The organism is Pseudonocardia sp. OZ21 (genome assembly GCF_059359135.1).
Genome location: NZ_JCADBN010000010.1, coordinates 282,213 through 306,926, shown reverse-complemented (window position 1 = coordinate 306,926; position 24,714 = coordinate 282,213). Strand labels below are relative to the sequence as shown.

The 24,714-nt window shown below is 70.8% G+C and carries 25 protein-coding genes; 11 read left to right on the top strand and 14 right to left on the bottom strand.

The features are described from left to right. Nucleotides 1–110: 110 nt before the first annotated feature. Nucleotides 111–971 (bottom strand): polysaccharide deacetylase family protein, encoded by an 861-nt coding sequence (locus AC5L35_RS23835; protein WP_495061896.1) that lies wholly within the window; start codon nucleotides 969–971, stop codon nucleotides 111–113. Nucleotides 972–1,200: 229 nt separating this feature from the next. Here AC5L35_RS23835 and AC5L35_RS23830 point away from each other — a divergent pair, with 229 nt between their 5' ends. The 3 genes from AC5L35_RS23830 (at nucleotide 1,201) to AC5L35_RS23820 (ending at nucleotide 5,655) form a co-directional block, all read left to right on the top strand. Continuing rightward, a complete protein-coding gene (locus AC5L35_RS23830; protein WP_495061895.1) occupies nucleotides 1,201–2,787 on the top strand; it encodes an ArnT family glycosyltransferase in 1,587 nt (528 codons plus the stop codon). Between the two features lie 124 nt (nucleotides 2,788–2,911). After that, entirely contained in the window at nucleotides 2,912–4,348 is a 1,437-nt protein-coding gene (locus tag AC5L35_RS23825; RefSeq protein ID WP_495061894.1) for a lipopolysaccharide biosynthesis protein, read from the top strand. Beyond that, a complete protein-coding gene (locus AC5L35_RS23820; RefSeq protein WP_495061893.1) occupies nucleotides 4,345–5,655 on the top strand; it encodes a glycosyltransferase in 1,311 nt (436 codons plus the stop codon). Before AC5L35_RS23825 ends, AC5L35_RS23820 begins: the two co-directional genes overlap by 4 nt. Before the next feature lie 3 nt (nucleotides 5,656–5,658). On the opposite strand, the gene AC5L35_RS23815 is transcribed toward AC5L35_RS23820, so the two are convergent. The 6 genes from AC5L35_RS23815 to AC5L35_RS23790 form a co-directional block, all read right to left on the bottom strand. Further along, nucleotides 5,659–6,231 carry an acyltransferase gene (locus tag AC5L35_RS23815; RefSeq protein WP_495061892.1) on the bottom strand — a complete coding sequence of 191 codons (573 nt, stop codon included), beginning with the start codon at nucleotides 6,229–6,231 and terminating at the stop codon, nucleotides 5,659–5,661. Continuing rightward, nucleotides 6,228–7,355 carry a DegT/DnrJ/EryC1/StrS family aminotransferase gene (locus tag AC5L35_RS23810; protein WP_495061891.1) on the bottom strand — a complete coding sequence of 376 codons (1,128 nt, stop codon included), beginning with the start codon at nucleotides 7,353–7,355 and terminating at the stop codon, nucleotides 6,228–6,230. Before AC5L35_RS23810 ends, AC5L35_RS23815 begins: the two co-directional genes overlap by 4 nt. Before the next feature lie 64 nt (nucleotides 7,356–7,419). Further along, a complete protein-coding gene (locus tag AC5L35_RS23805; RefSeq protein ID WP_495061890.1) occupies nucleotides 7,420–8,559 on the bottom strand; it encodes a DegT/DnrJ/EryC1/StrS family aminotransferase in 1,140 nt (379 codons plus the stop codon). Nucleotides 8,560–8,605: 46 nt separating this feature from the next. Then, nucleotides 8,606–9,604: an SDR family NAD(P)-dependent oxidoreductase gene (locus AC5L35_RS23800; RefSeq protein ID WP_495061889.1), complete on the bottom strand. Its 999-nt coding sequence runs from the start codon at nucleotides 9,602–9,604 to the stop codon at nucleotides 8,606–8,608. Beyond that, nucleotides 9,601–10,743: a Gfo/Idh/MocA family protein gene (locus AC5L35_RS23795; RefSeq protein WP_495061888.1), complete on the bottom strand. Its 1,143-nt coding sequence runs from the start codon at nucleotides 10,741–10,743 to the stop codon at nucleotides 9,601–9,603. Before AC5L35_RS23795 ends, AC5L35_RS23800 begins: the two co-directional genes overlap by 4 nt. A gap of 404 nt (nucleotides 10,744–11,147) precedes the next feature. Further along, a complete protein-coding gene (locus AC5L35_RS23790) occupies nucleotides 11,148–11,780 on the bottom strand; it encodes a TetR/AcrR family transcriptional regulator (protein ID WP_495061887.1) in 633 nt (210 codons plus the stop codon). 49 nt (nucleotides 11,781–11,829) lie between these two features. Between AC5L35_RS23790 and AC5L35_RS23785 the strand changes: the two genes are divergently transcribed. The 5 genes from AC5L35_RS23785 to AC5L35_RS23765 all read left to right on the top strand — a co-directional run bounded on the left by AC5L35_RS23785 (nucleotide 11,830) and on the right by AC5L35_RS23765 (nucleotide 16,710). After that, nucleotides 11,830–12,762 (top strand): NADP-dependent oxidoreductase, encoded by a 933-nt coding sequence (locus AC5L35_RS23785; protein WP_495061886.1) that lies wholly within the window; start codon nucleotides 11,830–11,832, stop codon nucleotides 12,760–12,762. 61 nt (nucleotides 12,763–12,823) lie between these two features. Next, the gene (locus tag AC5L35_RS23780; RefSeq protein ID WP_495061885.1) at nucleotides 12,824–13,156 is read left to right on the top strand and encodes a hypothetical protein; all 333 of its coding nucleotides are present in this window, start codon (nucleotides 12,824–12,826) and stop codon (nucleotides 13,154–13,156) included. A gap of 198 nt (nucleotides 13,157–13,354) precedes the next feature. Then, entirely contained in the window at nucleotides 13,355–15,049 is a 1,695-nt protein-coding gene (locus tag AC5L35_RS23775; protein WP_495061884.1) for a sulfatase-like hydrolase/transferase, read from the top strand. Nucleotides 15,050–15,128: 79 nt separating this feature from the next. Further along, entirely contained in the window at nucleotides 15,129–15,917 is a 789-nt protein-coding gene (locus AC5L35_RS23770; RefSeq protein ID WP_495061883.1) for an oxygen-binding di-iron domain-containing protein, read from the top strand. A gap of 49 nt (nucleotides 15,918–15,966) precedes the next feature. Then, complete coding sequence (locus AC5L35_RS23765) at nucleotides 15,967–16,710, top strand: SDR family NAD(P)-dependent oxidoreductase (protein WP_495061882.1); 744 nt, start codon at nucleotides 15,967–15,969, stop codon at nucleotides 16,708–16,710. A gap of 77 nt (nucleotides 16,711–16,787) precedes the next feature. On the opposite strand, the gene AC5L35_RS23760 is transcribed toward AC5L35_RS23765, so the two are convergent. Genes AC5L35_RS23760 through nthB form a run of 3 tightly spaced genes read right to left on the bottom strand, consistent with a single transcriptional unit; the run spans nucleotide 16,788 to nucleotide 18,387 of the window. Next, a complete protein-coding gene (locus tag AC5L35_RS23760; RefSeq protein ID WP_495061881.1) occupies nucleotides 16,788–17,132 on the bottom strand; it encodes a nitrile hydratase accessory protein in 345 nt (114 codons plus the stop codon). Then, nucleotides 17,129–17,725, bottom strand: a complete 597-nt coding sequence (gene nthA / locus AC5L35_RS23755) for a nitrile hydratase subunit alpha (RefSeq protein ID WP_495061880.1) — start codon at nucleotides 17,723–17,725, stop codon at nucleotides 17,129–17,131. The genes AC5L35_RS23760 and nthA overlap by 4 nt, the downstream gene beginning before the upstream one ends. Then, the gene (nthB, locus tag AC5L35_RS23750) at nucleotides 17,722–18,387 is read right to left on the bottom strand and encodes a nitrile hydratase subunit beta (RefSeq protein ID WP_495061879.1); all 666 of its coding nucleotides are present in this window, start codon (nucleotides 18,385–18,387) and stop codon (nucleotides 17,722–17,724) included. The genes nthA and nthB overlap by 4 nt, the downstream gene beginning before the upstream one ends. A gap of 251 nt (nucleotides 18,388–18,638) precedes the next feature. On the opposite strand from nthB, the gene AC5L35_RS23745 reads away from it, so the two are divergent. Both AC5L35_RS23745 and AC5L35_RS23740 read left to right on the top strand, forming a co-directional pair. Then, on the top strand, nucleotides 18,639–19,304 hold the full coding sequence (locus AC5L35_RS23745) for a helix-turn-helix transcriptional regulator (RefSeq protein WP_495061878.1): 666 nt from the start codon (nucleotides 18,639–18,641) through the stop codon (nucleotides 19,302–19,304). Nucleotides 19,305–19,377: 73 nt separating this feature from the next. Beyond that, nucleotides 19,378–20,604: a globin domain-containing protein gene (locus AC5L35_RS23740; RefSeq protein WP_495061877.1), complete on the top strand. Its 1,227-nt coding sequence runs from the start codon at nucleotides 19,378–19,380 to the stop codon at nucleotides 20,602–20,604. A gap of 6 nt (nucleotides 20,605–20,610) precedes the next feature. On the opposite strand, the gene AC5L35_RS23735 is transcribed toward AC5L35_RS23740, so the two are convergent. Continuing rightward, nucleotides 20,611–21,078 carry a winged helix-turn-helix transcriptional regulator gene (locus AC5L35_RS23735; RefSeq protein WP_495061876.1) on the bottom strand — a complete coding sequence of 156 codons (468 nt, stop codon included), beginning with the start codon at nucleotides 21,076–21,078 and terminating at the stop codon, nucleotides 20,611–20,613. A gap of 166 nt (nucleotides 21,079–21,244) precedes the next feature. Between AC5L35_RS23735 and AC5L35_RS23730 the strand changes: the two genes are divergently transcribed. Next, nucleotides 21,245–22,540: an MFS transporter gene (locus AC5L35_RS23730; protein WP_495061875.1), complete on the top strand. Its 1,296-nt coding sequence runs from the start codon at nucleotides 21,245–21,247 to the stop codon at nucleotides 22,538–22,540. Between the two features lie 18 nt (nucleotides 22,541–22,558). On the opposite strand, the gene AC5L35_RS23725 is transcribed toward AC5L35_RS23730, so the two are convergent. From AC5L35_RS23725 to AC5L35_RS23715, 3 genes are all read right to left on the bottom strand, one after another. Beyond that, entirely contained in the window at nucleotides 22,559–22,930 is a 372-nt protein-coding gene (locus AC5L35_RS23725) for a DUF1622 domain-containing protein (RefSeq protein ID WP_495061874.1), read from the bottom strand. Nucleotides 22,931–23,046: 116 nt separating this feature from the next. Then, nucleotides 23,047–23,868 carry a hypothetical protein gene (locus tag AC5L35_RS23720; RefSeq protein ID WP_495061873.1) on the bottom strand — a complete coding sequence of 274 codons (822 nt, stop codon included), beginning with the start codon at nucleotides 23,866–23,868 and terminating at the stop codon, nucleotides 23,047–23,049. A 139-nt stretch (nucleotides 23,869–24,007) separates the two neighbouring features. Further along, the gene (locus tag AC5L35_RS23715) at nucleotides 24,008–24,685 is read right to left on the bottom strand and encodes a M23 family metallopeptidase (protein ID WP_495061872.1); all 678 of its coding nucleotides are present in this window, start codon (nucleotides 24,683–24,685) and stop codon (nucleotides 24,008–24,010) included. Between the last annotated feature and the right edge of the window lie 29 nt (nucleotides 24,686–24,714).

Genomic DNA, 24,714 nt, shown 5'->3' with positions numbered 1-24,714 from the left:
ACTTGTAGCCGGTGGCTCGCGAGCGTCGACAACTCACACCTCGCCCGAAGGTCTCTCCATCTTCAGGCCGACACGCCGTCAACAACGCTCATGGGCACTACAGCTAGCCGTCAGTACCACTCTTCCCAGCGGTCGTAGCAGCCGGCCAGCGCGGCGCGGAACAGCCGGGGGTTGTCCAGCCGGGTGATGAAGGTCCGCGGGACGGTGCCGTCCGGCCGGGTGTCGACCGACTGGGCATACACGATCTTGTAGCCCACGTCCGCTGCTGCGGTCCGCGCCGCGTCCGACCAGTTGCGGGACTGCCCGAACGGGATCGCGAACTCCTCGACGGGCTGCCCGAGCACCTGCTCCATCCGCTGCCGGGACACCTCGAGCTCCGCGCGCGCCTCGGCCGCACCGATCCGGCCGAAGTCGGGGTGGGTGGCCGAATGGCTCGCGAGGCTGATCCCGTAGTCCTGGAGTGCGCGCACGCCCCTCCAGTCCAGCACGTGCCGGTACTGCTCGGGGTGCTTCCCGTCGGCCCATCCGGAGACGACGAACATCGTCGCGGGGATGCCGTGGTGGCGCAGCACCGGAGCGGCGTTCGTGAGGACGCTCGTGACACCGTCGTCGAAGGTCAGTGCCAGGAGTTGCTTCTCCGGTTCGGCCATCACCTCAGCCGGGGTCGCGAAGGTCCAGCCGTCGTCGGCCGCAATCTGGAGATGCCGCTCGAACTCCCGGGGACGGACGTCGTTCACGCCCCACGAGGGGGTGCCGATCGAGTGGTAGGCGAGGATGCGGCCGCGCCGCGCCGACGGCGCCCATTCGAGCATCCGCTTGGCGAGAGCCCAGCGCTCGACACCGAGCCGCCCTGTCACCGCGCAGCCGTACGCGACCTGCGCCGCACGCGAGCCGACCACCGCCTTGCGGATCGACGCCGCGTTGATCCCTGCTCTGCCGGTCGACGCCTCACCGGCCGACTCCGTGCTCATGTAGCAGCCACCTCTCCATTTCCGGGTCGTCGCTCCATGGCTACCGACGTTCAGCGGCTCGGATCAGCATCGCCACCGCGCGCCGCAGCCTATGGCCCGTTCGGCGTCCGGCTGGACCGGGCCGGGGCGTAGCCCCGCGTTCGCCGGAGCACACCGAAGCTGAAGGTGCACTGAGAACACAAAGGCCACGCTCAGCGTCCCCACAGGGACGGGTGAAGATCCTTCATATGTGCTCAGTGCCCAGCTACCCCGGCCCCTCCCTCCCGCACCGTCGACGACCGGGCGGGAGCCGATCGGTCGGGCGGCACTGTCCGTGGTCGCCGTCGTCACGCTGCTGTCGGTGGTGCGCGCCTTCGGGCCGCTGACCTTCCCCGGGGACATCTGGCGCCAGTCCGACACGGCGACGATCGCGCGGAACTTCGCGACGGGCGGGATGCAGCTGTTCTACCCGCAGATCAACTGGGGCGGCGCCGGACCCGGGTACGTGGAGACCGAGTTCCCGCTGATGCCGTGGCTGAGTGCGGCGCTCTACGAGGTCTTCGGGGAGCACGCCTGGCTGGGCAGGCTGGTCTCGCTGGTGTTCATGCTGGTCGCCACGGCCGCCTTCTGGGGTCTCGCCCGGCGGCTGCTGCCGGTGCGCGTCGCGCGGTGGGCGGTGGTCGCCTTCGCCGTCTCTCCGGCCTTCATGCGCTACGGCACCGCCTTCATGCCGGAGGCGACGGTGCTGGCCTGCTACCTGCTGGCGCTGCTCGCGTTCTGCCGCTGGCTGCAGGAGGACCGCAGGATGTGGCTGGTGGCGGCTGCCGCCGCGACCTCGGCCGCGGCGCTGGTCAAGCCGACGTCCTTGCACATCGGCCTGGTGATGGGGATCTGGCTGGTCCTCGCGGCGCCCTCGCGCCTCCGGCGCCCGTCGCTGTACGTGGCCGGGGTGGCGGCACTGGTGGCACCGGCTCTGTGGCTGTGGCACGGCGCCCGGCTGCACGCCGAGTACGGCAACACGTTCGGCGTGCTCTCCGGCGGCGACAGCAAGTGGGGCAGCCTCGCGCTGTGGTTCTCCCCTGCCTTCTACCTCGGGAACCTCAAGACCGAGACGATCTTCGTCTACGGGCTGGTCGGCGTTCCGCTGGCCGTCATCGGCGTGGTGTGGCTGTGGCGTCGCCGCACCGTTGGTTCGCCGACCGGCTCGGTCTTCCCGCTCGTGGTGGGGGGCGCCGTCGCGCTCGTCGTCTACTACTACGCCGTCGGCCGCTACAGCAGCTCCGACCTGGGGATCCAGTACCACATCTACTCGTTGCCCTACGCGGCGATCTGCACCGGTGCCGGCCTGGCCGCGGCGGCGGAGTGGCTGCGCCCGAGACTGTCGGCGACCGTGTTCGCGGTCGTCTCCGCGCTCGCGGTGGTCGCGCTCGGCGCGCAGTCGGTCAACGTCCTCGCCGAGTCACTGAGATCGACCGCGGGAACCTTCGGAACCTGCGCCGACGCGCTCACCCAGGTCTCGGCGCCCGGCCAGCTCGTCGTGGTCGGTACGACGAGCCGGAGCGTGGAGAACGGGGTGACCAACAACTACCAGGAGCCGGTGATCTTCTACCTGGCCGATCGGAAGGGGTGGAGCCTCGCGGCCGACCAGCAGGACCCCGCACTCCTCGCGGAGTACCGGCAGGAGGGCGCCCGGTTCTACGTGGCACCCGACTCCGACCTCGTCCCCGCAGGCGGTGCGCTGTCCCAGTGGCTCGGCACGAACGCCACCCAGGTCCGGTCCAGCGGGTCCGACGGCTGCGCCGTGTGGGCACTCGATCACCCGGTCACCACCTCCTGACGGCCTCGGAGCGCGGTGATCGGGTCACCCGACCGGGGTTGTACGATCACGCGGTGCATGTCGACGACAAACCACTCGTCGACGCCGAAACAGTGCACGGAGGCCTCCAGAGGGTCCACCGGGGATGACGCAACCCAGCAACGCTCCCCATTTCGGTCGCCCGGATCTGGAGGCCACGGTCCGGCTCATGGCGGTCTCGGCCGACGGGCCCGAGCCCGCGGCGGAGGACAGCCGGCGCGGCGTGCGCAAGCTGCTCGGCGGCGGCCTCGAACTGAACGCGATCGCGCTCATGGCCACCTCGGGGATGACGGCGCTGTTCGGCCTCGTCTTCTGGGGTGTCGCGGCGCGCTACCCGGCTGAGGAGGTGGGCCGGTCCTCCGCGCTGATCTCCACGGCCATGATGATGAGCGTCGTGGCCAGCCTCGGGGTGGGCCTCCTCTTCACGCGGTTCCTCGGGTCGGCCGGCCACAAGGCGCGCGCGATGGTGCTGGCGGGATACGGGGTGGCGGCCCTCGTCGCCGCGGTGCTCGGCGGCGCCTTCGTTCTGTTCTTCACCGACGACACCCTCTTCGGTTCCGGGTCGGAACGTGCCGCGTTCCCACTGCTCGTCGTGATCCTGGCCCTTTTCGCGCTACAGGACTGGGTCCTGATCGGCATGCAGGCCGCGCGGTGGGTCCCCATCGAGCAGCTCCTGTACTCGGGCCTGAAGCTGGGGCTCGTCGCGCTGTTCGCCGTCACGGCGATGCGGAACGGGATCGTGCTCGCGTGGGTCGCGCCCGCCGCGCTGGCCGTTCTCGTCGTCACCCCGGTGCTCCTGCTGCGCGTGTTGCCCAGGCGCGGCTCCAAGGAGGGGGCGGTTGCGCTCCCGGGCAGGCGCACGCTCGTCGGCCTCTTCGTCGGTGAGTACGCCACCGGCGCCACGTCCGTCATCGTGCCGCTGTTCATGCCGCTGATCGTGGTCACCATGCTCGGCACCGAGGCCAACGCCTACTACGCACTTCCGTGGCTGATCAGCGAGGCCGTCACGGTCCTGCTGTGGAACATCTCGTCGTCCTACATCACCGAGGCGTCGAACGACGTCCGGCAAGGGCCGGCACTGATGCGCCGCGCGTGGCGGCTCTCGTGGCTCATCGGGATCACCGGCACACCGTTCCTACTGGTCGGTGCCCCGTTCCTGCTCTCCCTGCTGGGCGACGCGTACGCCGAGGAGGGAACCACGCTGCTCCGGCTCATGGCCGCGGCGCTGCCCTTCACGATCGTGCACAGCATGTACATCGCGTTCTCCCGGGTGAAGCAGCAGATGGGCCGGGTCGTAGCCCTGCAGACGCTGAGCGCCGTGATCGTCGTCGTACTCGCCCTCGTCCTCGTCAGGCCGCTGGGTGTCGCCGGGGTCGGCGTGGCGTACCTCTGCGCCGAGGCCATCGGCTGCGCCGTCGCCGTCATCCCGCTGATCCGCGCCTTCCGCGCAGCCGCCGCCCAGGACGGCGCGCAACAGGGAGAACCCGAATCCGAACCGGTGACCGAGCCCCTGGGCTTTGTCAGAGCGGAAGGAAGAACGTGAACCCCACGTCGTCGATCCACGACAAGCGGGTGGCTCGTCCGCTGCGCATCCTCGTCGCCGTCCACCAGCTCGACCTCGGTGGCAGCCAGATGAACGCCGTCGACCTGGCCTGCGGGGCCGCCGCCAGGGGCCACGACGTCCTCGTCGCTGGCCCGGACGGACCCCTCGTCGACGTCCTGCGCGAGCGCGGCGTCCGCCACATGCACATCCAGCTCGACAGCATGGACGGGGCACCGGGGTCCTACCGGAGGCTCTCGGAGCTCACCCGCATGTTCCGGCCGGACATCCTGCACGCCTACGAGCTCACCCCGTCGCTGCTCTCGTTCTTCGGGCCGCACCGCAACAGCGGGGTGCCGATGACCATGACGATCAACAGCATGTCGGTGCCGGACTTCATGCCGGGGTCGGTACCCCTGCAGGTCTGCAACCCCGTGATCGCCGCGGCCGTCCGGCCGCGCAGCGGGAGGGTCGGCGTGCTGGAGATCCCCACCGACTGCGTCGGCCAGACCCCCGACTTCCCCGGCGACGGGTTCCGTACCGAGATCGGCGTCGACGACGACGAGCTGCTGGTGGTGGTCGTGAGCCGCTTCGCCCGCGTCCTCAAGCAGGAGGGGCTGGAGACCGCCATCCGGGCCGCAGGCCGGCTCGCGCCGCGCCACCGGATGCGTCTGGTCCTCGTGGGCGACGGCCCGGCCATGCCCGACCTGCGCACGCTCGCCGACCGCACCAACGCCCAGGCGGGCCGTGAGGTGGTCGTGCTGACCGGCCAGCGGCCCGACCCGCGCTCGGCCTACGCCGCCGCCGACGTCATGCTCGGCATGGGCGGTTCGCTGCTGCGTGCGATGGCCTTCGGCAAGCCGTGCGTGGTGCAGGGCGAGCACGGGTTCTTCCGCATCCTCGACTCCGGGTCGGCCCGCGAGTTCCGCTGGCGCGGCTTCTACGGCATCGGCGACGGCGGTACGGGCGAGGACACGCTCGTCCAGCTTCTCGACCGGCTGCTCGGCGACGAGGGGCTCCGCAAGGAGAACGCCGACTTCGCGCTGTCGCTCGTGCGCCAGTTCTATAGCCTGGAACACGCCGTCGACGTGCAGCTGGACTGGTACGACCAGGTGCTCGCCGACCACCGGCCGCCGCCGCTGAGTGAGGTCGCCCGCGTGGCCAAGGCGGTGGGCACCTGGGTCGCCGAGCGCGCGGTGAACCGGCGCCGGGGCACCGCCCAGGAGGACGTCTTCAACAGTGCGGAGCGGATCCGGCCCGGGTTCGTCAACCCGGTGCCCGACTGGTTCGACCCCGAGCCGGTCCGCTGAGCGTCAGAGGGCGCGCAGGCCCGCTCCTGCGCGCTCGTGGGCAGTGCCGCAGTCGGGGCAGGTCAGGTCGTCCGCCAGCCGCGCACCGCAGGCACAGACCCAGCCCTTGATCCGGGCCGGGTTGCCGGCGACGAACGCGTGAGCGGGAACGTCGCGTGTGACCACCGCTCCGGCGCCGGCGAACGCGCTCTCCCCGATCTCGATCCCGCAGACGACCACGACACCGGCGCCGAGCGACGCGCCGCGGCGCACGGTGGTGCGCAGCAGGTCGTCGCCGCTCCGCTTGATCGCCGCGCGCGGCCGCATGTCGTTGGTGAACAGCACGTTCGGACCGAGGAACACCTCGTCCTCACACGTCACCCCGGAGAAGACCAGGGTGCCGTTCTTCACCGTGACCCGGTCGCCGAGAACGGCGCCGTCCTCGACGAACGCACCGTCGCAGATGTTGCAGTCACGGCCGACGCGGGCACCGGGGAGGACGTGCGCGAACGCCCAGACACGGGTGCCCGGACCCACGTCCGTGCTCTCGCACAGACCCTGCGGGTGGACCCGGACCTCCCCGCCGGGGAGCGTCACCGGCGGACCGCCGCGGCGAGGACCGACACGACGCGCTCCTGCTGAGCCGGGGTGATGTCGGGGAACATCGGCAGGGAGATGATCTCGTCGGCGAGCCGCTCGGAGACCGGGAAGGCACCGGAACCGAGGCCGAGGTGGGCGAAGGCCTCGGTGCGGTGCACCGGCACCGGGTAGTGGATGGCAGCACCGATGCCGGACTCGTGCAGCTCCCGCAGCACGCGCCCGCGATCGGCGACGCGCACCACGTAGAGGTGCCAGACCGGCTCGTTGCCCTCGGCCACCACCGGCCCGACCACGCCGTCCACGTCGGCCAGGAGCGCGTCGTAGCGCGCGGCGGCGGCGCGGCGCGCGGCGTTCCAGTCGTCGAGCCGGCGCAGCTTCGCCGACAGGACGACGGCCTGCAGGGCGTCGAGCCTGCTGTTGAACCCGAGCACGCTGTGCTCGTACTTCCGCGGCGAGCCGTGGTCGCGCAGCAGCCGGATGCCCTCGGCGAGGTCGTCGCGGTCGGTCAGCACGGCGCCGGCGTCGCCGTAGGCACCGAGGTTCTTGCCCGGGTAGAAGCTCGTGCCCGCGATGTCCCCGAGCTTGCCGGCGGCCACCCCGTGCCGGCGCGCGCCCTGCGACTGCGCGGCGTCCTCGAGGATCGCGACACCCTCCGGGAGCACCCCGCGGAGCTCCTCGACGGCAGCCGTCTGCCCGTAGAGGTGCACGGGCAGGACCACGCGAGTGCGCTCGGTGACGGCAGCGGCCGCGGCCTCGACGTCGATGAGCGCGGTGTCCTCACGGCAGTCGACGAGCACCGGGGTGGCGCCCGCCCTGGCAACCGCTTCGGCGGTGGCGATGAACGTGTTGGCCGGCATGATGCACTCGTCGCCCGCCCGGACGCCCAGTGCTCGCAGCGCCAACTCCAGCGCGTCGGTGCCGTTGCCGACACCGACACAGTGCCGGATCCCGGACCACGTGGCGTAGTCCGCCTCGAACGAGGCCACGCGTGGCCCTCCGACGAACGCGGTGCGCGCCAGGATGTCGGCCCATCCGGCAGCGATCTCGTCAGCCACCTCGGCGTGGGCGGACGCCAGGTCCAGCAGCGGCACCGGGTCGGTGGTGGGGAGGGTACTGGTCACTGGTGTTCCTCGGTCGTCGTCGAGTGGTTCGTGGTCATCGGGCCGGTGTTCGTCGAGCCGGGGTTCATCGATACGACGGGGCGGCGCTCTGCAAGCCGATCGCCGCGGCGAGGGCCGACACGACGAGGTCCTGGTCGGCGTCGGACAGGTCGTGGTGGAGCGGGAGGATCAGCGTGCGGGCGGTGAGGTGCTCGGTGACGGGGAGCGGCCCGTACGGGTGCCCCGAGTACGCGGGCTCCAGGTGGGCCGCCATGATCCCCCGCCGGGCGGACACCCCGGCCTCGGCCAGCGCGGTGAGCACCTCGCTGACGGGCGGAGCCGCCTGGGGGAGCTCCACCCAGAAGGACTGGACGTTGGACGTGGCGTCGTCGGGGTCACGCACCGTGCGCAGCCCGAGCGGAGCGAGCAGAGCGCGGTAGCGGTCGGCGCGCTCCCGGCGGTGGGCCACGATCGACGGCAGGCGCCGCAGCTGGACCAGGCCCATCGCGGCCTGCATGTCGGTGAGTCGGTAGTTGAACGCCGTCTCCCCGTACTCCTCCATGACGTTGCGCCCGCCCGCGTGCCGGTCGGCCGCGGACACGCTCATGCCGTGTTCCCGCAGCCGCCGCAGCCGCGCCGCCCGGTCGGCGTCGTCGGTGGTGATCATCCCGCCCTCGCCGGTGGTCAGGAGCTTGCGGGGGTGGAAGGACCACGCCGCCATCAGGGCGCCGTGACCGACCGGCTTGCCGCCGAGGGTGGAGCCCGCCGCGCAGGCCGCGTCCTCGACCACGGGGATCTCGCCGCAGGCGGCCCGGATGGCGGGGATGTCGGCCGGCACACCGGCCTGGTGCACCACCAGCACGGCGCGCGTCTGCGGCGTGCGGACCGCGGTGATCGTCTCGGGAGTGAGGTTCCCGGTCAGCGGGTCGACGTCGGCGAAGACCGGTACCGCGCCGCAGTACCGCACCGCGTTGGCCGTGGCGATGAACGACAGCGACGGGACGATCACCTCGTCACCCGGTCCGACGCCGAGCACGTGCAGGGCGAGGTGCAGCGCCGTGGTGCAGGACGACGTCGCGACACCGTGCGCCGCGCCGACGGACGCGGCGAACTCCTTCTCGAACTCCGCCACCCTCGGTCCTTGGGCGACCCAGCCGGAGCGGACGACGTCGGCGACGGCCTGGGCCTCCTCCTCGCCGAGCAGCGGGCGCATCACCGGGATCATTGGTCACCTCTCTGCGAACGGACGGTGTTCGTGGGACAGGCCGGGCTCACCCGGCGGCAGCCGGCTGCGCGGCGTGGCTCCACCACTTGACCAGGTCGTCCAGGCCGTCCTCGAGACCGATCTCGGGAGTCCACCCCAGGTCCTTGGCTGCGGTGGAGATGTCGGCGAGACGCCGCGTCACCCCGTTGACCGCGCGCTCGGGCCCGTGCTCGGGAGTCATGTCGGAGCCCATGACCTTGAGCAGGGCCTCGGCCAGCCCCTTGAGGCTGGTCTCCGTGCTGGTGGCGATGTTGTAGACGGTGTCGGTGACGTCGGCGCGCGCGGCGAGCAGGTTGGCCCGGGCGATGTCGCGGACGTGCACGAAGTCCATCGTGGCCGCGCCGTCGCCGAAGATCAGCGGCGCCTCGCCGCGTGAGATGCGCTCCATCCACCGGATCAGCACCTCGGTGTAGAGCCCGTGGGTGTCCATGCGGGGGCCGTACACGTTGAAGTAGCGCAGCGCGACGTAGTCCAGCCCGTTCATGGCGTGGAAGCTGCGCAGCATGCCCTCGTTGAACGCCTTGGCGGCGCCGTAGAAGGTGTCGTTGTTGTAGGGGTGGTGGCGCTCGGTGGTGGGGAACGACTCGGCGAGCCCGTACACCGATGCGGACGAGGAGGCGACGACCTTCTTGACGCCGGCCGCCACCGCGGCCTCGATCACGGTGAACGTGCCGTCGACGAGCGACTCGAGCGCGAGCCGCGGCTGTTCGGCGCACTGGGTGATGCGCAGCGCGGCAAGGTGGAAGACGACGTCGATGCCGTCCATGAGGTCGCGCACGAGTTCGGGGTCGTTGATGTCGCCGGTGACCACGTCGAGCCGGCGGCCGCCCGTGGCCACCGCGTCGGCGAGGTTCTCCATCCGGCCGCGCGCGAAGTTGTCGAGGACGACGACCTCGGCGGCGTCGGCCTCCAGGAGCAGGTCGACGACGTGGGAGCCGATCGTGCCGGCACCGCCGGTGACGAGGATGCGCTGCGCGGCCAGCGGCTGGCCGGTGCTCGTGGTCACAGGGAGATCTCCTGGGGGGAACGCGTGTGGTCGGTCAGAACGGGCATGAAGACGCCACCCTGCTGCAGGCTGGCCGTGGCCGCTTCCAGCAGGGCGAGTACCTGGAGGCCGGAGCGGCCGTCGGTGAGCGGCGCACGCTTCTGCGTGATCGAGTCGGCGAACTCCTCCATCACCGAGCGCAGCGCTTCCTTGTCCTTCAGAGCGGGGGCGACCATGTCGCCGGTGCGGTAGGAGACGATCGTGGCGGCGCGGTCGTCGCGGCCCAGGTCGGCCGGGTCGGCCCGGTCGACGCCGCGGTCGTACACCGAGAGCCGCTGCAGCGGGTTGAGGTCGTCCCACACCACGGTGCGCGCCGAACCACCGATCACGATGGTGCGGATCTTGGTGGGCGACAGCCAGTTGACGTGGATGTGGGCCATCGCGCCGGTGTTCATCTGCACGTTGAGGTGGGCCAGGCAGGCGCGGCCCGCGCCGACCGGGTCCGAGCCCTGCGCCGACACCGAAACCGGCGTGACGCCGTCGGGGAGGATCGACAGGAAGATCGACAGGTCGTGGGGTGCGAGGTCCCACAGCACGTCGACGTCATGCTGCACGAGACCGAGGTTGATGCGCACGGAGTCGAGGTACTGCAGCGTCCCCAGCCCTCCCCCGCGCACGAGGTCACGCAGGTACTGGGCCGCGGGCGTGTAGCAGTACGTGTGGTCGAGCATCAGGACGAGCCCGCGCTCCTCGGCCGCCTCGACCAGTTCCCGGCCCTCGACGAAGCTCGCCGCGAGCGGCTTCTCCACCAGCACGTGCTTGCCCGCCTCGATCGCCGCCATGACCACCGCGTGGTGGGTGGCAGCGGGGGTCGCGACAGCGACCGCGTCCACGGCCGGGTCGGCAAGCACCTCGTCGAGCGAGGCGGAGGCGCGGACGGTGGAGTACTTCCCGAGCACGCGGTGGGCGCGCTCGACGTCGACGTCACACAGGTACTGCAGTTGGAAGGCCGTAGTGGCCTGGGCGTTGCGTACGAGGTTGGGACCCCAGTAACCGGCCCCGACAACGGCTAGGCCGATGGGACTCTGCGTGTTCTCCACGCGTTCCTCCTCCAGCGCGAGCTTCGCGCCGATCGCTACAGCATCAACGGGGCACGTCATGAGCAGTTGCTGTGACCCTGCTCGCCCGGCAGTTGTCGGACAGAACGGGGCGCCACCCGGCAGAAGCTCCCCAGCGCGACCCATCACGTCAGCGATGCCCCGACCCGGTCGGCCACGTGGGACGGGCCTGCGTTCCCGTCATCGGCCCTGGACGGTACAACGTCAACAGAAGCGGACCGCGACATGGTCATCGGACCGCCGGATCCGGCACGCCTACGGGAGCGGGACGGGCGCTGCTCATGACACGGGGTGCGACGGCGCGTGATCGGCTCGACACCCGATCTTGGTCGAATCGCCGCTCGTCAACGGCCGTCACGCACACGTTCAGCCTATCGCCGCAATCCGCGCCCCGTTACCGACCGCGACGACCATGATCGGTCCCTCGGCAACGCCTGGCGCGCGGGTCAGCCCTGGACGGGCTCCGTCAACGCGAGGCGGACCGCCGGTGGCAGGGGCCGGCCGCCGGGGCGGGCAGCGAACGACTGGATCAGCAGCGCCGCGAAGCGGCGGGAGGCCGCCACCGCGGAAGCGGTCGAGGTGGCGCGGATCCCACCGTTGGCCATGAACACCATGACCAGGTCGTCGACGACGAAGTCGCCACGCAGCTTCCCCGTCTCCTTGGCCCGCGCGGCGAGTTCGGCGAGGGACCGCAGCGCCTGGTCGCGTGCCTGGCCGAAGTCGACAGCGCTGGGGAACGCGGACACGAACGCCGCGGTGAAGCCGCGGTCCAGCGCGTGCATCACGCAGACCTTCTCGATGACCGTGCAGAAGCCGCGCCAGGGGTCCGGGTCGGCGAGGGCCTCATCGAGGACGGCGGTGCACGTGGCCATCTGCTCCGCGAACGCCTCGACGACGAGCGCTTCCTTCGTCGGGAACCGGCGGTAGAGGGTGGCCACGCCGACCTCGGCCCGGCGGGCGATCTCGCGCATCGTCACGTCGAGCCCGTCGCGGGCGAAGGTCGCGCGGGCGACCTCGAGAATCCGGTCACGGTTGTCCCGCGCGTCCGAGCGCAGGAACTGAGGCGATCGCTCCGTCACCGTTCCCACTTTAGCTAAGTGGACGCGGTGTTCCACTAGCGTCCGAGCCATGGAAGCACTGCAGTTCTCGACGTACGGGCCCCCTGATGTCCTCACCGTCGCCCAGGTCGACGAGCCCCACGCCGGTCCCGGTCAGATCCGCATCGCCGTGCGGGCCGCCGGCGTGACGCCGGGCGACTACTACCTGCGATCGGGCCGGATGCGGGACATCGTGCCGATCCCCCTCCCCCACGTCCCCGGCGTGGATGCCGCCGGGGTCGTCGACGAGGTCGGCGCCGGCGTCACGGGCGTCGGGCTCGGCGATGCCGTGTTCGGCCTCGTCGACATCGCCCGGCTCGGCGGTGCGGTGGCCGAGTTCGCCGTGCTCGTGGCCTGGGCCCCGAAGCCGGAGTCCTTCAGCTGGGAGCAGGCGGGGGGCGCGGCCGCCAACGTCGAGACGGCCACCAGAGCCCTCGACCGGCTCGGTGTCGAGGCAGGCACGACGCTGCTGGTCGAGGGCGCGGCCGGCGGTGTCGGCACGGTCGCGATCCAGCTCGCCGTCGCCCGCGGAGCCACCGTCCTCGGCACGGCGCGCGAACCCAACCACGGCTTCCTCGCCGCTCTCGGAGCGACCCCGACCACCTACGGGCCCGGCCTGGCGGACCGGGTCGCTTCCGTCGCGCCGCAGGGCGTCGATGCCGTGCTCGACTGCGCGGGTTCCGGATCGCTGGCCGACCTCGTGGCCATCGCCGGCAGTCCGACGCGCGTCGTGACGATCGCGGACCTCCGCGCCGCCGAGCACGGTGTCGAGATCTCCCGCACCGGCGGCCCCGGTGCGACGGCGACACCCCGCTACGACAGCCTTGCCGTGGCAGCAGCACTCGCCGACGACGGCCGCTTCACCGTGCCCCTGGCCGCGGTGTTCGCACTGAAGGACGCCGCGGCAGCGCACGAGCTGAGCGAGTCGGGGCACGCCAGGGGAAAGATCGTCCTGACCGTCTGATCGCCGTCGGAGCCGCCGGCCGAGCCGGGCCGTCCGGCGCCTGCTGCCCTACCGTCCAGGCGTGAGACACGAAGGCATCACCGCCGCCGTCAACACGGCCATGGGCGCCATCCGGCTCGTCGTGGCCGAGCACGAGAACAGGTTCGAAGGCTCCGGCAACGCAGTCGTCGAACTGCTCGAGGCCCTCGGCGAGGAACACGGGCACCGCGCCGTCGAGATCGCGGGGCTCTTCCTGGCCCGGGCAGCGGCTGCGGGCTTCGAGAACCTCGCTCGCGCGGAGGGGGATCCCGTCGAGGACGTGCTGGCCCAGTACCAGGAGCACGTCGAGACGAACGTCGACTTCACGTTGATCGTTGCGCGGCTCGACGAGGACGACCCTCCGGCCGCTCCCTAGACCCCGACTGCGATCCGAGGCGGAATCAGGTGAACCTCCGGTTCGCCGGATCCGTGCGAACAGTGTGGATCGAACCTCATCCAGCGACTCTGATCCGGTCCGTCGATCACGTGGGCCGGTCCCCCCGTGCTGTGCGGGAGACATCACCCGCCCGGCGAACCACGGGCACCGGACCGCCGCACAGGAAGGATCTCCAGCTTGTCGCTTCGCACCCCACCCCGCACGGACGCTCGGAACGAGCCGGGAGGGGACGCCACGGCGGCCCGGAGCGACAAGCGAGCCCGACGCGCCACGATCCCGGCGATCCTCACCGGTCTCGCCGGGGTACTGGTGTTCGTCGCCCTCGTCGCGCCGCGGGAGGTAGGGCAGGTCAGCCTGCCCGCGCTCCTGCGCATCCCGATCGAGGGGCTGCTCGGCGTCGCGCTCCTGATCGTCCTGCCCCCGCGGGCGCGCCGGGTGATGGCCGTCGTCGCCGGGGCGGCGCTCGGCCTGCTGACGCTGCTGCGGGTGCTGCAGATGGGCTTCCTCGCGATCCTGTCCCGGCCGTTCGACCCGATATTCGACTGGTCCCAACTGGGCAGCGGCGTGACGCTGGTCGAGGACTCGATGGGCCGGACCGGCGCGATCAGCGCCGCGGTCGGCGCGCTCGTCGCGGCCGCCGTCCTGGTGGTGCTCATGGCCCTGTCCGTCCGGCGCCTGGCGAACCTCGCGGCGCGCCACCGGACCACCTCGATCCGGACCGTCGCGGTGCTCACCGCCGCCTGGCTCGCCTGCGTCGCGTTCGGCGCCCAGATCGTGGCGCCCGTGCCCGTCGCGGCCAGGAGCGCCGTCGCGCTCGGCGTCCAGACGGCCCAGCAGGTGTCCACCAGCCTGCGTGACCAGCAGATCTTCGACGAACAGGCCGCCTCGGACCCCTTCCGCGGCACCCCGGACGCAGACCTGCTGACCGCACTGCGCGGCAAGGACGTCATCCTCGCCTACGTCGAGAGCTACGGGCGCTCGGCGCTGGAGAACCCCGATTTCGCACCGACGGTCGACGCCGTCCTCGACGACGGAACCCGCACGCTGACCGCGGCCGGGTTCGCCTCCCGCAGCGCCTACCTCACGTCCTCGGTGGCAGGCGGCGGTAGCTGGCTGGCCCACGCCACGCTGCTCTCGGGGCTGCGGGTCACCAACCAGCACAGCTTCGACAAGCTCGTCACGAGCGACCGCCTGACCCTCACGAGCGCGTTCCAGCGCGGCGGCTGGCAGACCGTCTCGGTCATGCCGTCCAACGCCGGTCCCTGGCCGGAGAAGGCGTTCTACGGCTTCGACCGGAGCTATGACTCCGCCAACCTCGGCAACCGGTCCCAGATCTACTCCGGCTTCCAGACCCCCGACCAGTACACGCTGTCGGCCTTCGAGCGGGCCGAGCGAAGCAGGCCGGACCGCGGCCCGCTCATGGCCGAGATCCCCCTCGTCTCCAGCCACTGGCCATGGGCGAAGGTCCCCCGGCTCCTCGACTGGGACGCCGTGGGCGACGGTTCGGTGTTCGACCGTCCCGGCGCCGGGACGGTCGATCCCGTGCAGGCCGTCGAGAGCGACCCCGATCGCATGCGCGACGGCTACCGCCGTTCCATCGAGTACTCGCTGTCGACCCTCGTGTCGTACGTGCAGACCCACGGCGACGACGACCTGGTGCTCGTCTTCCTCGGCGACCACCAGCCCGCTGCGTTCGTCGCCGGGGACGCCACGGGCAGGGACGTCCCGATCACGATCGTCACCCGGGACCGCGCCGTACTGGACCGGACCGCCGGGTGGGGGTGGCAGGACGGGCTGCGGCCCGGCCCCCAGGCACCGGTCTGGCCCATGGAGTCCTTCCGCGACCGGTTCCTGACCGCCTTCGGACAGTAGGTCGGCGCCCGCCGGGCCTGGTTGCGTCTCGAAACTACCCTGCCTATTGTGGTTTCAGTCTGCTACCACTTCGGAGATCGTGGCCATTCCGACCAGGCCGGACACAGGGGAGATCCATGATTCCAGACAGATCGGTGATGTTCTGATGGAAACCGTCGCCGACGAGATCGCCCCCGACATCTACCGGCTCTCCACCTATGTCGAGCAGGCAGATCTCGTATTCAACCAGTATCTGGTGGTGGCCGAGGAGCCGCTGCTGTTCCACTGCGGAGGTCGGCAGCTGTTCCCACTGGTTCGTGCGGCGGTGGAACGCATCATCCCGATCGAGAGCCTGCGGTGGATCAGCTTCGGACATGTGGAGTCCGACGAGTGCGGCTCGATGAACCGCTGGCTGGCCGCGGCCCCTCGGGCCGAGGTCGTACACGGCGCTCTCGGCGTCAAGCTGTCACTCAACGACATCGCCGACCGACCGCCACGCGTCCTGACCGACGGCGGCACACTTGACCTGGGCGGCAAGACCGTGCGGTGGATCGACACCTCACACGTGCCCCACGGCTGGGAGTCGGGCGTGCTGCTGGAGCAACAGACCCGAACCCTTTTCTGTGGCGATCTCTTCACCGCGTCCGGAAAACACCCGGCATTGTCCGATTCGGACATCGTCCAGCCCGCAATGGATGCCGAAGATCTGTACCACGCCACGGCGCTCACTCCGGACACCGGCCCGACGATCCGCCGGCTCGCCGACATGAGTCCAGCCCGGCTGGCGCTCATGCACGGACCAGCCTTCTCCGGTGACGCCGCCACGGCCCTGGGAGAACTGGGGCAGTATTACGACCAGCGGCTGCGCTCTGCGCTCGGAATCGGGTAACCACCGGGAGGTCGCAGACAACGGGACGCATCGGGAAGAAGGTCCACGAATGCCACATGTCGCAGTGGTGACGGGCGCGAGCCGCGGAATCGGGGAATCGTGCGCGATGTTGCTCGCGGAGCGCGGGATGCGGGTCGTGGTGAACTACCGCTCGAGCCGCGACGAGGCAGACGCCGTCGTCACCGCGATCAGGACGGCAGGCGGAGAGGGGTACGCCGCGCAGGCCGACGTCACCGTTCCCGACGACGTGGATCGTCTGGTCGGCGACGTTCGTGATCGTTGGGGCGGGGTCGACGTGCTCGTGCACAACGCACTGGCCCCGTTCGAGATGACCTCGTTCCAGGACATCACGTGGGAGCAACTCGGCGGGAAGCTCGACCAGGAGATGCATGCGGCGTTCCTGGTGACGAAGGCGGTCATCCCGGACATGATCGAGCGCAGGCGTGGGCGGCTGGTCTACCTGAGCACCGGGCTCGCCCGCCGGCCCCGTCCCGGGATGATCGCGCTCGGCACAGCCAAGGCGGCCCTCGGCCAGTTCGTCCGCTTCGTGGCCCAGGAGTTGGGGCCGCACGGCATCACGGCCAACGTCGTGGCGCCCGCGACCGTCGACCAGACCTGGGCCACCGAGAAGCTCGACACCGCGCTGACCGAACAGCTCGCGGCAACCACGCCACTGGGACGACTCGCCCGCCCGATCGATGTCGCTCGCACCGTGGCGTTCTTCGCCGGCGACGAGGCCGCCTTCACCACGGGCAGCTTCGCGCCCGTCAACGGCGGTCAGGCGATGGACTGAGCCCGCGGACCACGGGCCGCCACGCCGACGAGGAGTCGACCTCGGCCCCGCCGACCCCAGCGTCGAGAGTTGCCAGATCAGTGGCCGTGGCCGTGGTCGTGACCGGCGGGGCGCCGGGCCAACGTCCGGGCTCGCGCGGTGACCTCGTCGGCGAACCCCCGGTCACCGCCGGCCAGCACGTCCTCCAGCGCGGCCAGCCAGTGCACGTAGTAGTTCCAGCTCTCACCCTCGGTCGCTGCGGCCTCCCAGGCCGCGATCCGGGCGATGAGCGCTGACTGGAACTGCGACCAGGTGAACACGTCCGCTTCGTGGAGTGTGACGGCCATGCCGAACGCGCGGCTCTCCCACGGCTCGGCGAACACCAGTTCGCCGTTGGAGCGCGGCGGCGCGGCCGGTCCCTCGAGATCGAGCGGGGCGGTCATGGCGCGCCGACCTTGGCCACCCCGACCATCGCGTCCCGGCTGATCAGCGGCACGAGCTCGTCCTCGGTGAGATCCTCGGTACCGGCCGGACGTTCGGGCAGCACCAGCCAACGCACCTCGCTGCTGGAGTCGTGCACCCTGATCTGCACGTCGTCGGCGAGCTCCAGGCCCATCTCGGACAAGACCGTGCGCGGCTCCTTGACCACCCGCGCCCGATAGGCGGGGTCCTTGTACCAGCTCGGTGGCAGGCCCAGAACCGACCACGGGTAGCACGAGCACAGCGTGCAGACCACGACGTTGTGCGTGGTCGCCGTGTTCTCCACGACCACGATGTGTTCGGTCTGCCTGCCGATGAAGCCCAGCTCACGGATGGCGGCGGTGCCGTCGTCGAGCAGCCACCGCCGGTACTCCGGATCGGTCCAGGCCTTGGCGACGACCTTGGCGCCGTTGAGCGGACCCACGTTGGTCTCGTACTCGGTGATGAGCCCGTCCATGACGTCCGGGTCGATCAGGCCCCGCTCCGTGAGCAACTGCTCGAGAGCCTCGGTGCGCAGCGGCGGGGGAATGCGGTCGGCGGGTCCGGTGCTGGTCATGCCGTCTTCTCCAGATAGCTCTCGAACAGCTCGACGGTCACGGTGAAGAGTTCGGTGTCGGGACCCCACAGCTCCGGCGATTCGAACCTCACCGTGTAGACGTACTGCGGGTTCTCGCCCAGAAAATGCGCATGGGTGTCCGGCAGCACCGCGGCGGGCTGGATGAGCTCGACGACTCCGGTGTGCCCGCGTACGTAGCGCGCCAGCCTGGTGTGCCCCGCAGGTGACATGTCCTTGGCGCGCACCCGCTCCCCCACGTCGAACGCCGGCTCGACGTCCACGGTGCGCAGCGAGCCCGGGGCGGTAGGGGCGTAGTCGGGCTTGGCCGGCTCGGGGATCGCCGGTTCCTCGACGTGTTCGCCGCGCAGGTTGCGGGCGCGGGAATCGATCGCTCCCGGCGCCAGGATGGCGCTCTGGGTGAGCATTCGCTCGGCGGCGTTGAGCCAGCGGCCGAAGTAGCCGTCATCCAGGTAGGCGGCCCGGTCCAGGCTCTCCAGCGCATGGCGCATCGAGTCCACGTTGTGTCCGGCCACCCGCTGCGACAGCAGCGTCACTGCGAACGCCCGGCCCTGCCAGGGTTCCTCGAAGACCCGCTCGGCGCCGCGAGGCGGATGAGTAGGGCCCCAGCCCTCGGTGCCCCCCATGTCGGCTATCCCGTCCACGGCACCACCTCTCGTCGGCTCGGGTCCAGCGTCGTGCAGTCCGGTATAGCCCACATCCACCGAGCGCAGCCAACTCGGAACGCGCCCGGTTGACTCCGGAGGGTGATTCAACGGCACTTCCCGAGCTCCAACTAGTAGCAGATCGAAACCAGAGTACCCAGAACGGTTTCGATCTGCAACCAGCGGGCACCTGTCGCCCACCTCACAGATCTCGGCGATTTAAACGATCAGGGCTGTGTATATTCACGATCGTGACCGCCACGCCTGCTCCCACCGCACACGACGCACTCTCCGTCGCCAGCCGGCGGCAGTTGCTGGCGGTGCTGAGGGAGTCCGCGAACCCGCTGGACGCCCGGGTCCTCGCCGAACGGACCGGCCTGCACGTCAACACGGTCCGCTTCCACCTCAACGTCCTCATCGACGCCGGGTTCGTGGTGCAACGCACCGGCACGCGGTCCGGCCCGGGACGTCCGCAGGCGCTGTACGCGAGCGTCACCCCGGCCGCTCCGACCGGGGGCTACCAGTTGCTCGCCGAGATCCTCGCCGGGCGGCTCGACGACGGCGGCCACGCGGGGCTCCCGGAGCAGGCGGGGCGGGAATGGGCCGCGTCGGTGCCGGACCCTCCCGGCCCGGCGGTGTCCTCGGCTCTCGACACGGCCACCGCCCGTGCGGTGGCGCTCTTCACCGAACTGGGCTTCGAGCCGGTGCCGGTTCCGGTCACCACCGGAACTCGGGTCGAACTGCACGCCTGCCCGTTCCTCGACGTCGCACGCAGGCATCCCGGCGTGGTCTGCGGCGTACACCGCGGCCTGCTCGAGGCCACTGTGGAGGGCGTCGCCACCGACGGGTTCGCCACCACCCTGACCCCGTTCGCCCGTCCCGGGGTCTGCGTCGCCGACCTGGTACCCCGGGACTGAATCCACGCACCGACCACGGTTCGCCCGCTCGCAGGCGAACCGTCACTCACACCTGCGCTCTTCAGGAGGAACCATGCTGTCCACGACCAGCGAACCGATCGTTCGCGCCACCCTCCCCGTCGTCCAGGAACACCTGGAAACCATCACCGGCGTCTTCTACGACACGCTGCTCACCGAACAGCACGACCTGCTCGACGTGTTCAGCCGCAGCGCACAGGCCACCGGCGCTCAACGCCAGGCACTCGCCGGCGCCGTGGCCACGTTCGCGGCCTCACTCGTCGGGCCCCCCGACGCCGACCCGCTCCCGATCGACGCCATGACCGAGCGGATCGCCCACCGGCACGCCTCCCTCGGCATCCGACCCGAGCAGTACACCGTCGTCGGCAAGTACCTGCTCAACGCAGTCGGCACCGTGCTCGACGCCGCGGTCACCCCACAGATCGCCGCCGCATGGGACGAGGTCTACTGGCTGTTCGCGGTCCGCCTGATCGGCCTGGAGGCACGCCTCTACGCCGGTGCAAACGTCACCGCCGACCTGCCGTGGCGACAGTTCACCGTCGCCCACCGGCACGACGAGGCCGACGACACCGTGTCCTTCGTCCTCACACCCGACGACGACCGACCGGCGCCGGACTTCAGTCCTGGTCAGTACGTCACCGTCGCCGTGGACCTGCCCGGCATCGGCCGCCAACTCCGCCAGTACTCGCTGTCCCAGGCACCGTCGGCAGGCGCCCTGCGCATCACGGTCCGCCGCGTGCGTGGCGCCGCCGGCACCCCGGACGGCCTGGTCTCCGGACACCTGCACGACCACATCCACGAAGGCGACCGGCTGACTCTCAGTGCCCCGTACGGCGACCTGACCCTCCAGCCGGGCACCAGTCCACTGGTCCTGATCAGCGCCGGCGTCGGGATCACCCCGATCGCGGCCATCCTGGATCACGTCGCCCGTACCCAGCCGGGCCGGAACGTGGTCGCCGTCCACGCCGAGCGGGACGCCTCACGCCACCCGTTGCGCGCCGACATCGTGAGCAGCGGCAGCCGTCTCCGGTCGTTCCGCCACCTCGTCTGGTACGAGCAGTCCGCGAACGACGCCCCCGCACCGGACGGCATCGAGATGCACACCGGTCGGATCCGGCCCGACGACATCCCGCTGCACCCCGACAGCGAGGCGTACCTGTGCGGTCCGGTGCCGTTCATGCAGTCGGTACGGACTGCACTGCGGCAGCGCGGCCTGCCCGACGAGCGCATCCGCTACGAGGTCTTCGGCGCCGTCCACCGGACTCCCACCCGCGCCGCCTGAACCTCTCTACTCCGCCGGGCCGGCCACGACGTCGTGACCGTCGCCTGCGGGCGTCGAGCGAGGCTCTTCGCCGCACTTGCGTACGCGGGTGTCGCGGGCGCGCACCCGCCCGCCGTCGGGCGCGGTGTAGACGAGCCGGGGCACCGGCTGCTCGGTTGCCCTGTCCACCAGCCGGGCGTGCTGCTCACCGGGTTCGTAGGCGTGGTCCTGCCCCCACTGCCGCAGGCTGATCACCAGATCGAACAGGTCCTCACCCTTCTCGGTCAGGACGTACTCGCGGTAGCTGCTGCCGTCGGACGCCGGTTCGACCCGCAGCACACCGGCCTGGACCAGGTTCTGCAGCCGGACGCTGAGGATGTTCTTGGCCACGCCGAGGTTGCGCTGGAACTGGCTGAACCGCCGGATCCCGTCGAACGCATCCCGGATGATCAACAACGACCACTTGTCACCCACGATGTCGACCGTTCGGGCCACCGGACACCCCGGGCTCGTCCACGTCCTGGCGTTCACGAGGGCCCCCATCTTCGCAATCCTGGTTGCAAATCGAAACCACCACGGTCTAGCCTGGTTTCAGATTACTACCACTTCGTCCGGTCGTGCGATCAGCTCCTCTCGGCCGTGCCACGCGCGAGGGAGACCCATGAGCTCACGCACCGTCCGGAAGGCTCCCGGGCAGCAACCATCCCCCGGGGTCAGCACGAAACTCGCGGCTCTGCTGGCGCTCGCCTGTGGGGTGTCGGTGGCGAACGTCTACTACGCGCAGCCCCTGCTGAGCCGGATCGGGCCCGACCTCGGCCTCGGGGCGACAGGACTCGGCCTGGTCACGACCGTGACGCAGGGCGGCTACTTCCTCGGCCTGATCCTCGTCGTGCCCCTCGGTGACCTGATGAACCGGCGAGTCCTCATCGTCACGCAGTGCGCGGCCGCAGCGGCGGCCCTGATCGTTGTGGCGGTGTCGCCACACCCACTGTTGTTCTTCATCGCCAGCGGCATCGTCGGAGTGGTCTCCGTCGTGGTCCAGGTCATCGTCGCCTACGCAGCGGTGTTGAGCAGTCCCGGGACGCGGGGCCGCATCGTCGGCATCGTGACGAGCGGTGTCGTCATCGGGATTCTGCTGGCTCGGACCGTGGCCGGGCTGCTCGCCGATTCCCTCGGCTGGCGCTCGGTCTACGTGGCATCGGCGATCCTCATGCTCGCTCTCGCTCTCGCGCTCGTGCGCCTGCTGCCACCGGAGATCACCACCAGGAGCCCGGTCTCCTACCGCCGTCTGATCACCTCGGTCGTCACGTTGACGGCTCGGGAGCGCGTGTTCCGCGTCCGCAGCCTGATCACGCTGTTCATGTTCGCCGGGTTCGGCGCCCTCTGGGGATCCATCGCGCTACCGCTGTCCACCGCGCCCTGGCACCTGTCCACCACCGAGGTGGGCCTGTTCGGGCTCGCCGGCGCCGCGGGAGCGTTCGGCGCCGCCCGCGCCGGCGCCCTGGCGGACCGCGGCCGGGCACAGTGGGTCAGCGGCGTCACCCTCGTCCTGTTCGCGGCGTCCTGGCTGCCGATCGCCTGGCTACCGCACTCCCTGATCGTGCTGATCGTCGGCATCGTCGTCCTCAACCTGGCAGGGCAGGCCATCCACGTCACCAACCAGCACTTGATCGTGGAGATCGACCCGAGCGCCAGCGGCCGGCTCGTCGGCAGCTACATGGTCTATTACGCCATCGGTACAGGGGGTGGCGCGATTGCGGCCACCAGCGCCTACGGTGCATGGGGGTGGGGCGCGGTGTGCGTTCTCGGCGCCGGCTTCAGCGCGCTCGCACTACTGATCTGGGCCGTGGACGGAGTCGTCTCCCGGAACGAGCCGAAAGCAGCAACGCCGTCAACGGGAAACGCAGCGCGCCCGGCCGCGCCGTCGGCTCGCTCGCCGATCAGGTGCACCGGGTGAACGAGATCGATCGCCGAGCTACCGGGTTCGTGAGGTGCCGTCCGCGTCCACATCGGCAGTCTTCTGCCACGGCCACCGCCCGGTGATCTCCAGTTCCAGCGAGAAGCTGAGGAAGGTGCGGATGGCCACGATCACGGCCAGCACCCCGACGCTCGCGTAGGTCGGTGAGACCGCGACGGTCCGGATGATGTCGCCGGCGACGAGGAACTCCAGCCCGAGAAGGATCGACCGTCCGAGCCGACGGCGGTAGTCGCGGTACACATCTGCCCGCCGGTGGGCCAGCCCGAAAGCCGCCAGGACGCTCGCAGCGACCGTTCCCACGACGATCGCGGCCACCCCCGCGGCGTCGACGGCCGTGCCCACCAGCTCCACCACGTGTTGGAACTGCACCGGTCCTCCTCCGTCAGCGGCCCCGGCCCGCTCATCACCGGACGCTACGCAGACTGCGGCCGGCCACGGGCCTCTCACCACGCACGGCCGGTCGCTTCACCGCATGTGGTGAGTGGTCACCGCATGCGGACCGCGGCGAGGACGAGCCCGTAGCTGAGCGCGTCCTCCGCGACCGCCGCCGCCAGCTGGGCCGGACGGCCCCGCACCGTGGTCCGCAGCCGCGAGCCGGCGAACGCAGCCGCCAGCGCTGCGACAGCGGCGACACCCGCCCCCTCCCAGCCACCCAGATCACGTCCCCCGGTGCTCGAGAAACCGAGCCGCAGCGTCAGGCCCCGTGGGGCCAACCGGCTGCCCATCTGTGGCTGCTTGTCCGCGATGATCTCGCCGGCAGCAGCGCCGAAGGCGATGAACCGGGCAGCTCCGGCCAGGGGCCCACGACCGTGAAGGGCCAGTGCCACGGGCGGGGCGAAGGACCTCAGACCACCGCCCAGACCGAGCAGGGCAGCAGCGACCAGTCGCCGATCACTCACCGGACTCTCCCTCCACCCGCGGTGCACCGCGGAGCCGGCCGACACTACGGACTGACGCCGTGGGCCGGGCGCACCGTCCGGTGCCGGGACTGATGTTCGCCCAGCCGATGCGCCGTGTACGTCAGCAGCCAGAGGCTGATCACCGCGAGGACGACGAACCCCGACCGTGCTCCCGATGCTGTCCCATGCGGTGTGCAACGCCACCGCGGCGAGGTTGCCGCCGGACTCGACGAGCACGACGAATGCGTAGCCCATGGTCTCCAGCACGGCGAAACCAGCGCCGGACGCGACACCCAGCACCAGCCCCTCGATGAACCCGACGGCGATCATGGTGTGCCGGACGGCCTCGAACAGCAGCAGCCCGGCGACCAGCACCCCCAACCACGCCCATCGCCGCGTGAAGTGCATGGTCCGTTCCCTCCGCCAGGTTCGCCCGCCGCCCGGCAGCCTCCCGTGGCCGCTTCCCGCGCACATCACATGAACGCGTGATCCGTGCGGGACACGCGCCGGTCAGCGCCCGATCTCCCGTCGACGCAGGCCTGGCGCGTCACAGCGGTTCGACGACCTCCGACTCGCCGGGGACGCCCTGCCCGACCTCGACCGGTGGCACGTCCGCCCGGCTCCACAGCCGGTAGTCCCGGAAGGACATGGGGAGGCCATGCGCGGAGAACGGGTCCGCCGAGTCCATGACCTGGATGTGCAGGTGGGGCTGCGTGGAGTTGCCCGAGTTTCCGCACGTGCCCAGCTCCTGGCCGAGCGCGACGGACTCACCCTCGCCGACCCGGATCGAGCCGGCGCGCAGGTGGGCGAGCACGACATACCCATCCCGATCAGCCAGCTCGAGAATCACGTGGTTGCCTGCGATGGCTCCCGCGCCCCGGCGAACCCGGGCCGCCTGGGTCAGGGCGTAGGGCACCAACGCGAGCTGCGACCGCCGCGCCACATGGTCGGTCTCCCCGTCGTGGACCGCCACCACCCTGCCTGCCGCCGGCGCAAGAATGGGCAGGCCGAAGGCGAAGAACCGGTCCGCCGGCTCCGTGGACAACAGCGTTCGCCAGTCCCGCGTCGACGCCGTGCGCCGACCCCTGACCGCGATGAAGTCCATGGCGTACGTCGTGGCGAAGAGATGGGTGCCGTGGCTCGGGACGCGCCGCGCCGGGCTGTTGCGGGCGAGCCACGTGCCGCGGAACGGCAGCGTGAGTGCGACGTGGTCGAGGGTGGACATCGCACACCCTCCCGTGTCACGCACTCGTG

Bases quoted from the DNA above. Each gene is read 5' to 3' on its own strand.
- AC5L35_RS23720 (WP_495061873.1), bottom strand. From the start codon at position 23,868: ATGCACTTCACGCGGCGATGGGCGTGGTTGGGGGTGCTGGTCGCCGGG.
- AC5L35_RS23730 (WP_495061875.1), top strand. From the start codon at position 21,245: ATGAGCTCACGCACCGTCCGGAAGGCTCCCGGGCAGCAACCATCCCCC.
- AC5L35_RS23785 (WP_495061886.1), top strand. From the start codon at position 11,830: ATGGAAGCACTGCAGTTCTCGACGTACGGGCCCCCTGATGTCCTCACC.
- AC5L35_RS23825 (WP_495061894.1), top strand. From the start codon at position 2,912: ATGACGCAACCCAGCAACGCTCCCCATTTCGGTCGCCCGGATCTGGAG.
- AC5L35_RS23715 (WP_495061872.1), bottom strand. From the start codon at position 24,685: ATGTCCACCCTCGACCACGTCGCACTCACGCTGCCGTTCCGCGGCACG.
- AC5L35_RS23760 (WP_495061881.1), bottom strand. From the start codon at position 17,132: ATGACCGCCCCGCTCGATCTCGAGGGACCGGCCGCGCCGCCGCGCTCC.
- AC5L35_RS23805 (WP_495061890.1), bottom strand. From the start codon at position 8,559: ATGATCCCGGTGATGCGCCCGCTGCTCGGCGAGGAGGAGGCCCAGGCC.
- AC5L35_RS23835 (WP_495061896.1), bottom strand. From the start codon at position 971: ATGAGCACGGAGTCGGCCGGTGAGGCGTCGACCGGCAGAGCAGGGATC.
- AC5L35_RS23795 (WP_495061888.1), bottom strand. From the start codon at position 10,743: ATGACGTGCCCCGTTGATGCTGTAGCGATCGGCGCGAAGCTCGCGCTG.
- nthA (WP_495061880.1), bottom strand. From the start codon at position 17,725: ATGACCAGCACCGGACCCGCCGACCGCATTCCCCCGCCGCTGCGCACC.
- AC5L35_RS23740 (WP_495061877.1), top strand. From the start codon at position 19,378: ATGCTGTCCACGACCAGCGAACCGATCGTTCGCGCCACCCTCCCCGTC.
- AC5L35_RS23765 (WP_495061882.1), top strand. From the start codon at position 15,967: ATGCCACATGTCGCAGTGGTGACGGGCGCGAGCCGCGGAATCGGGGAA.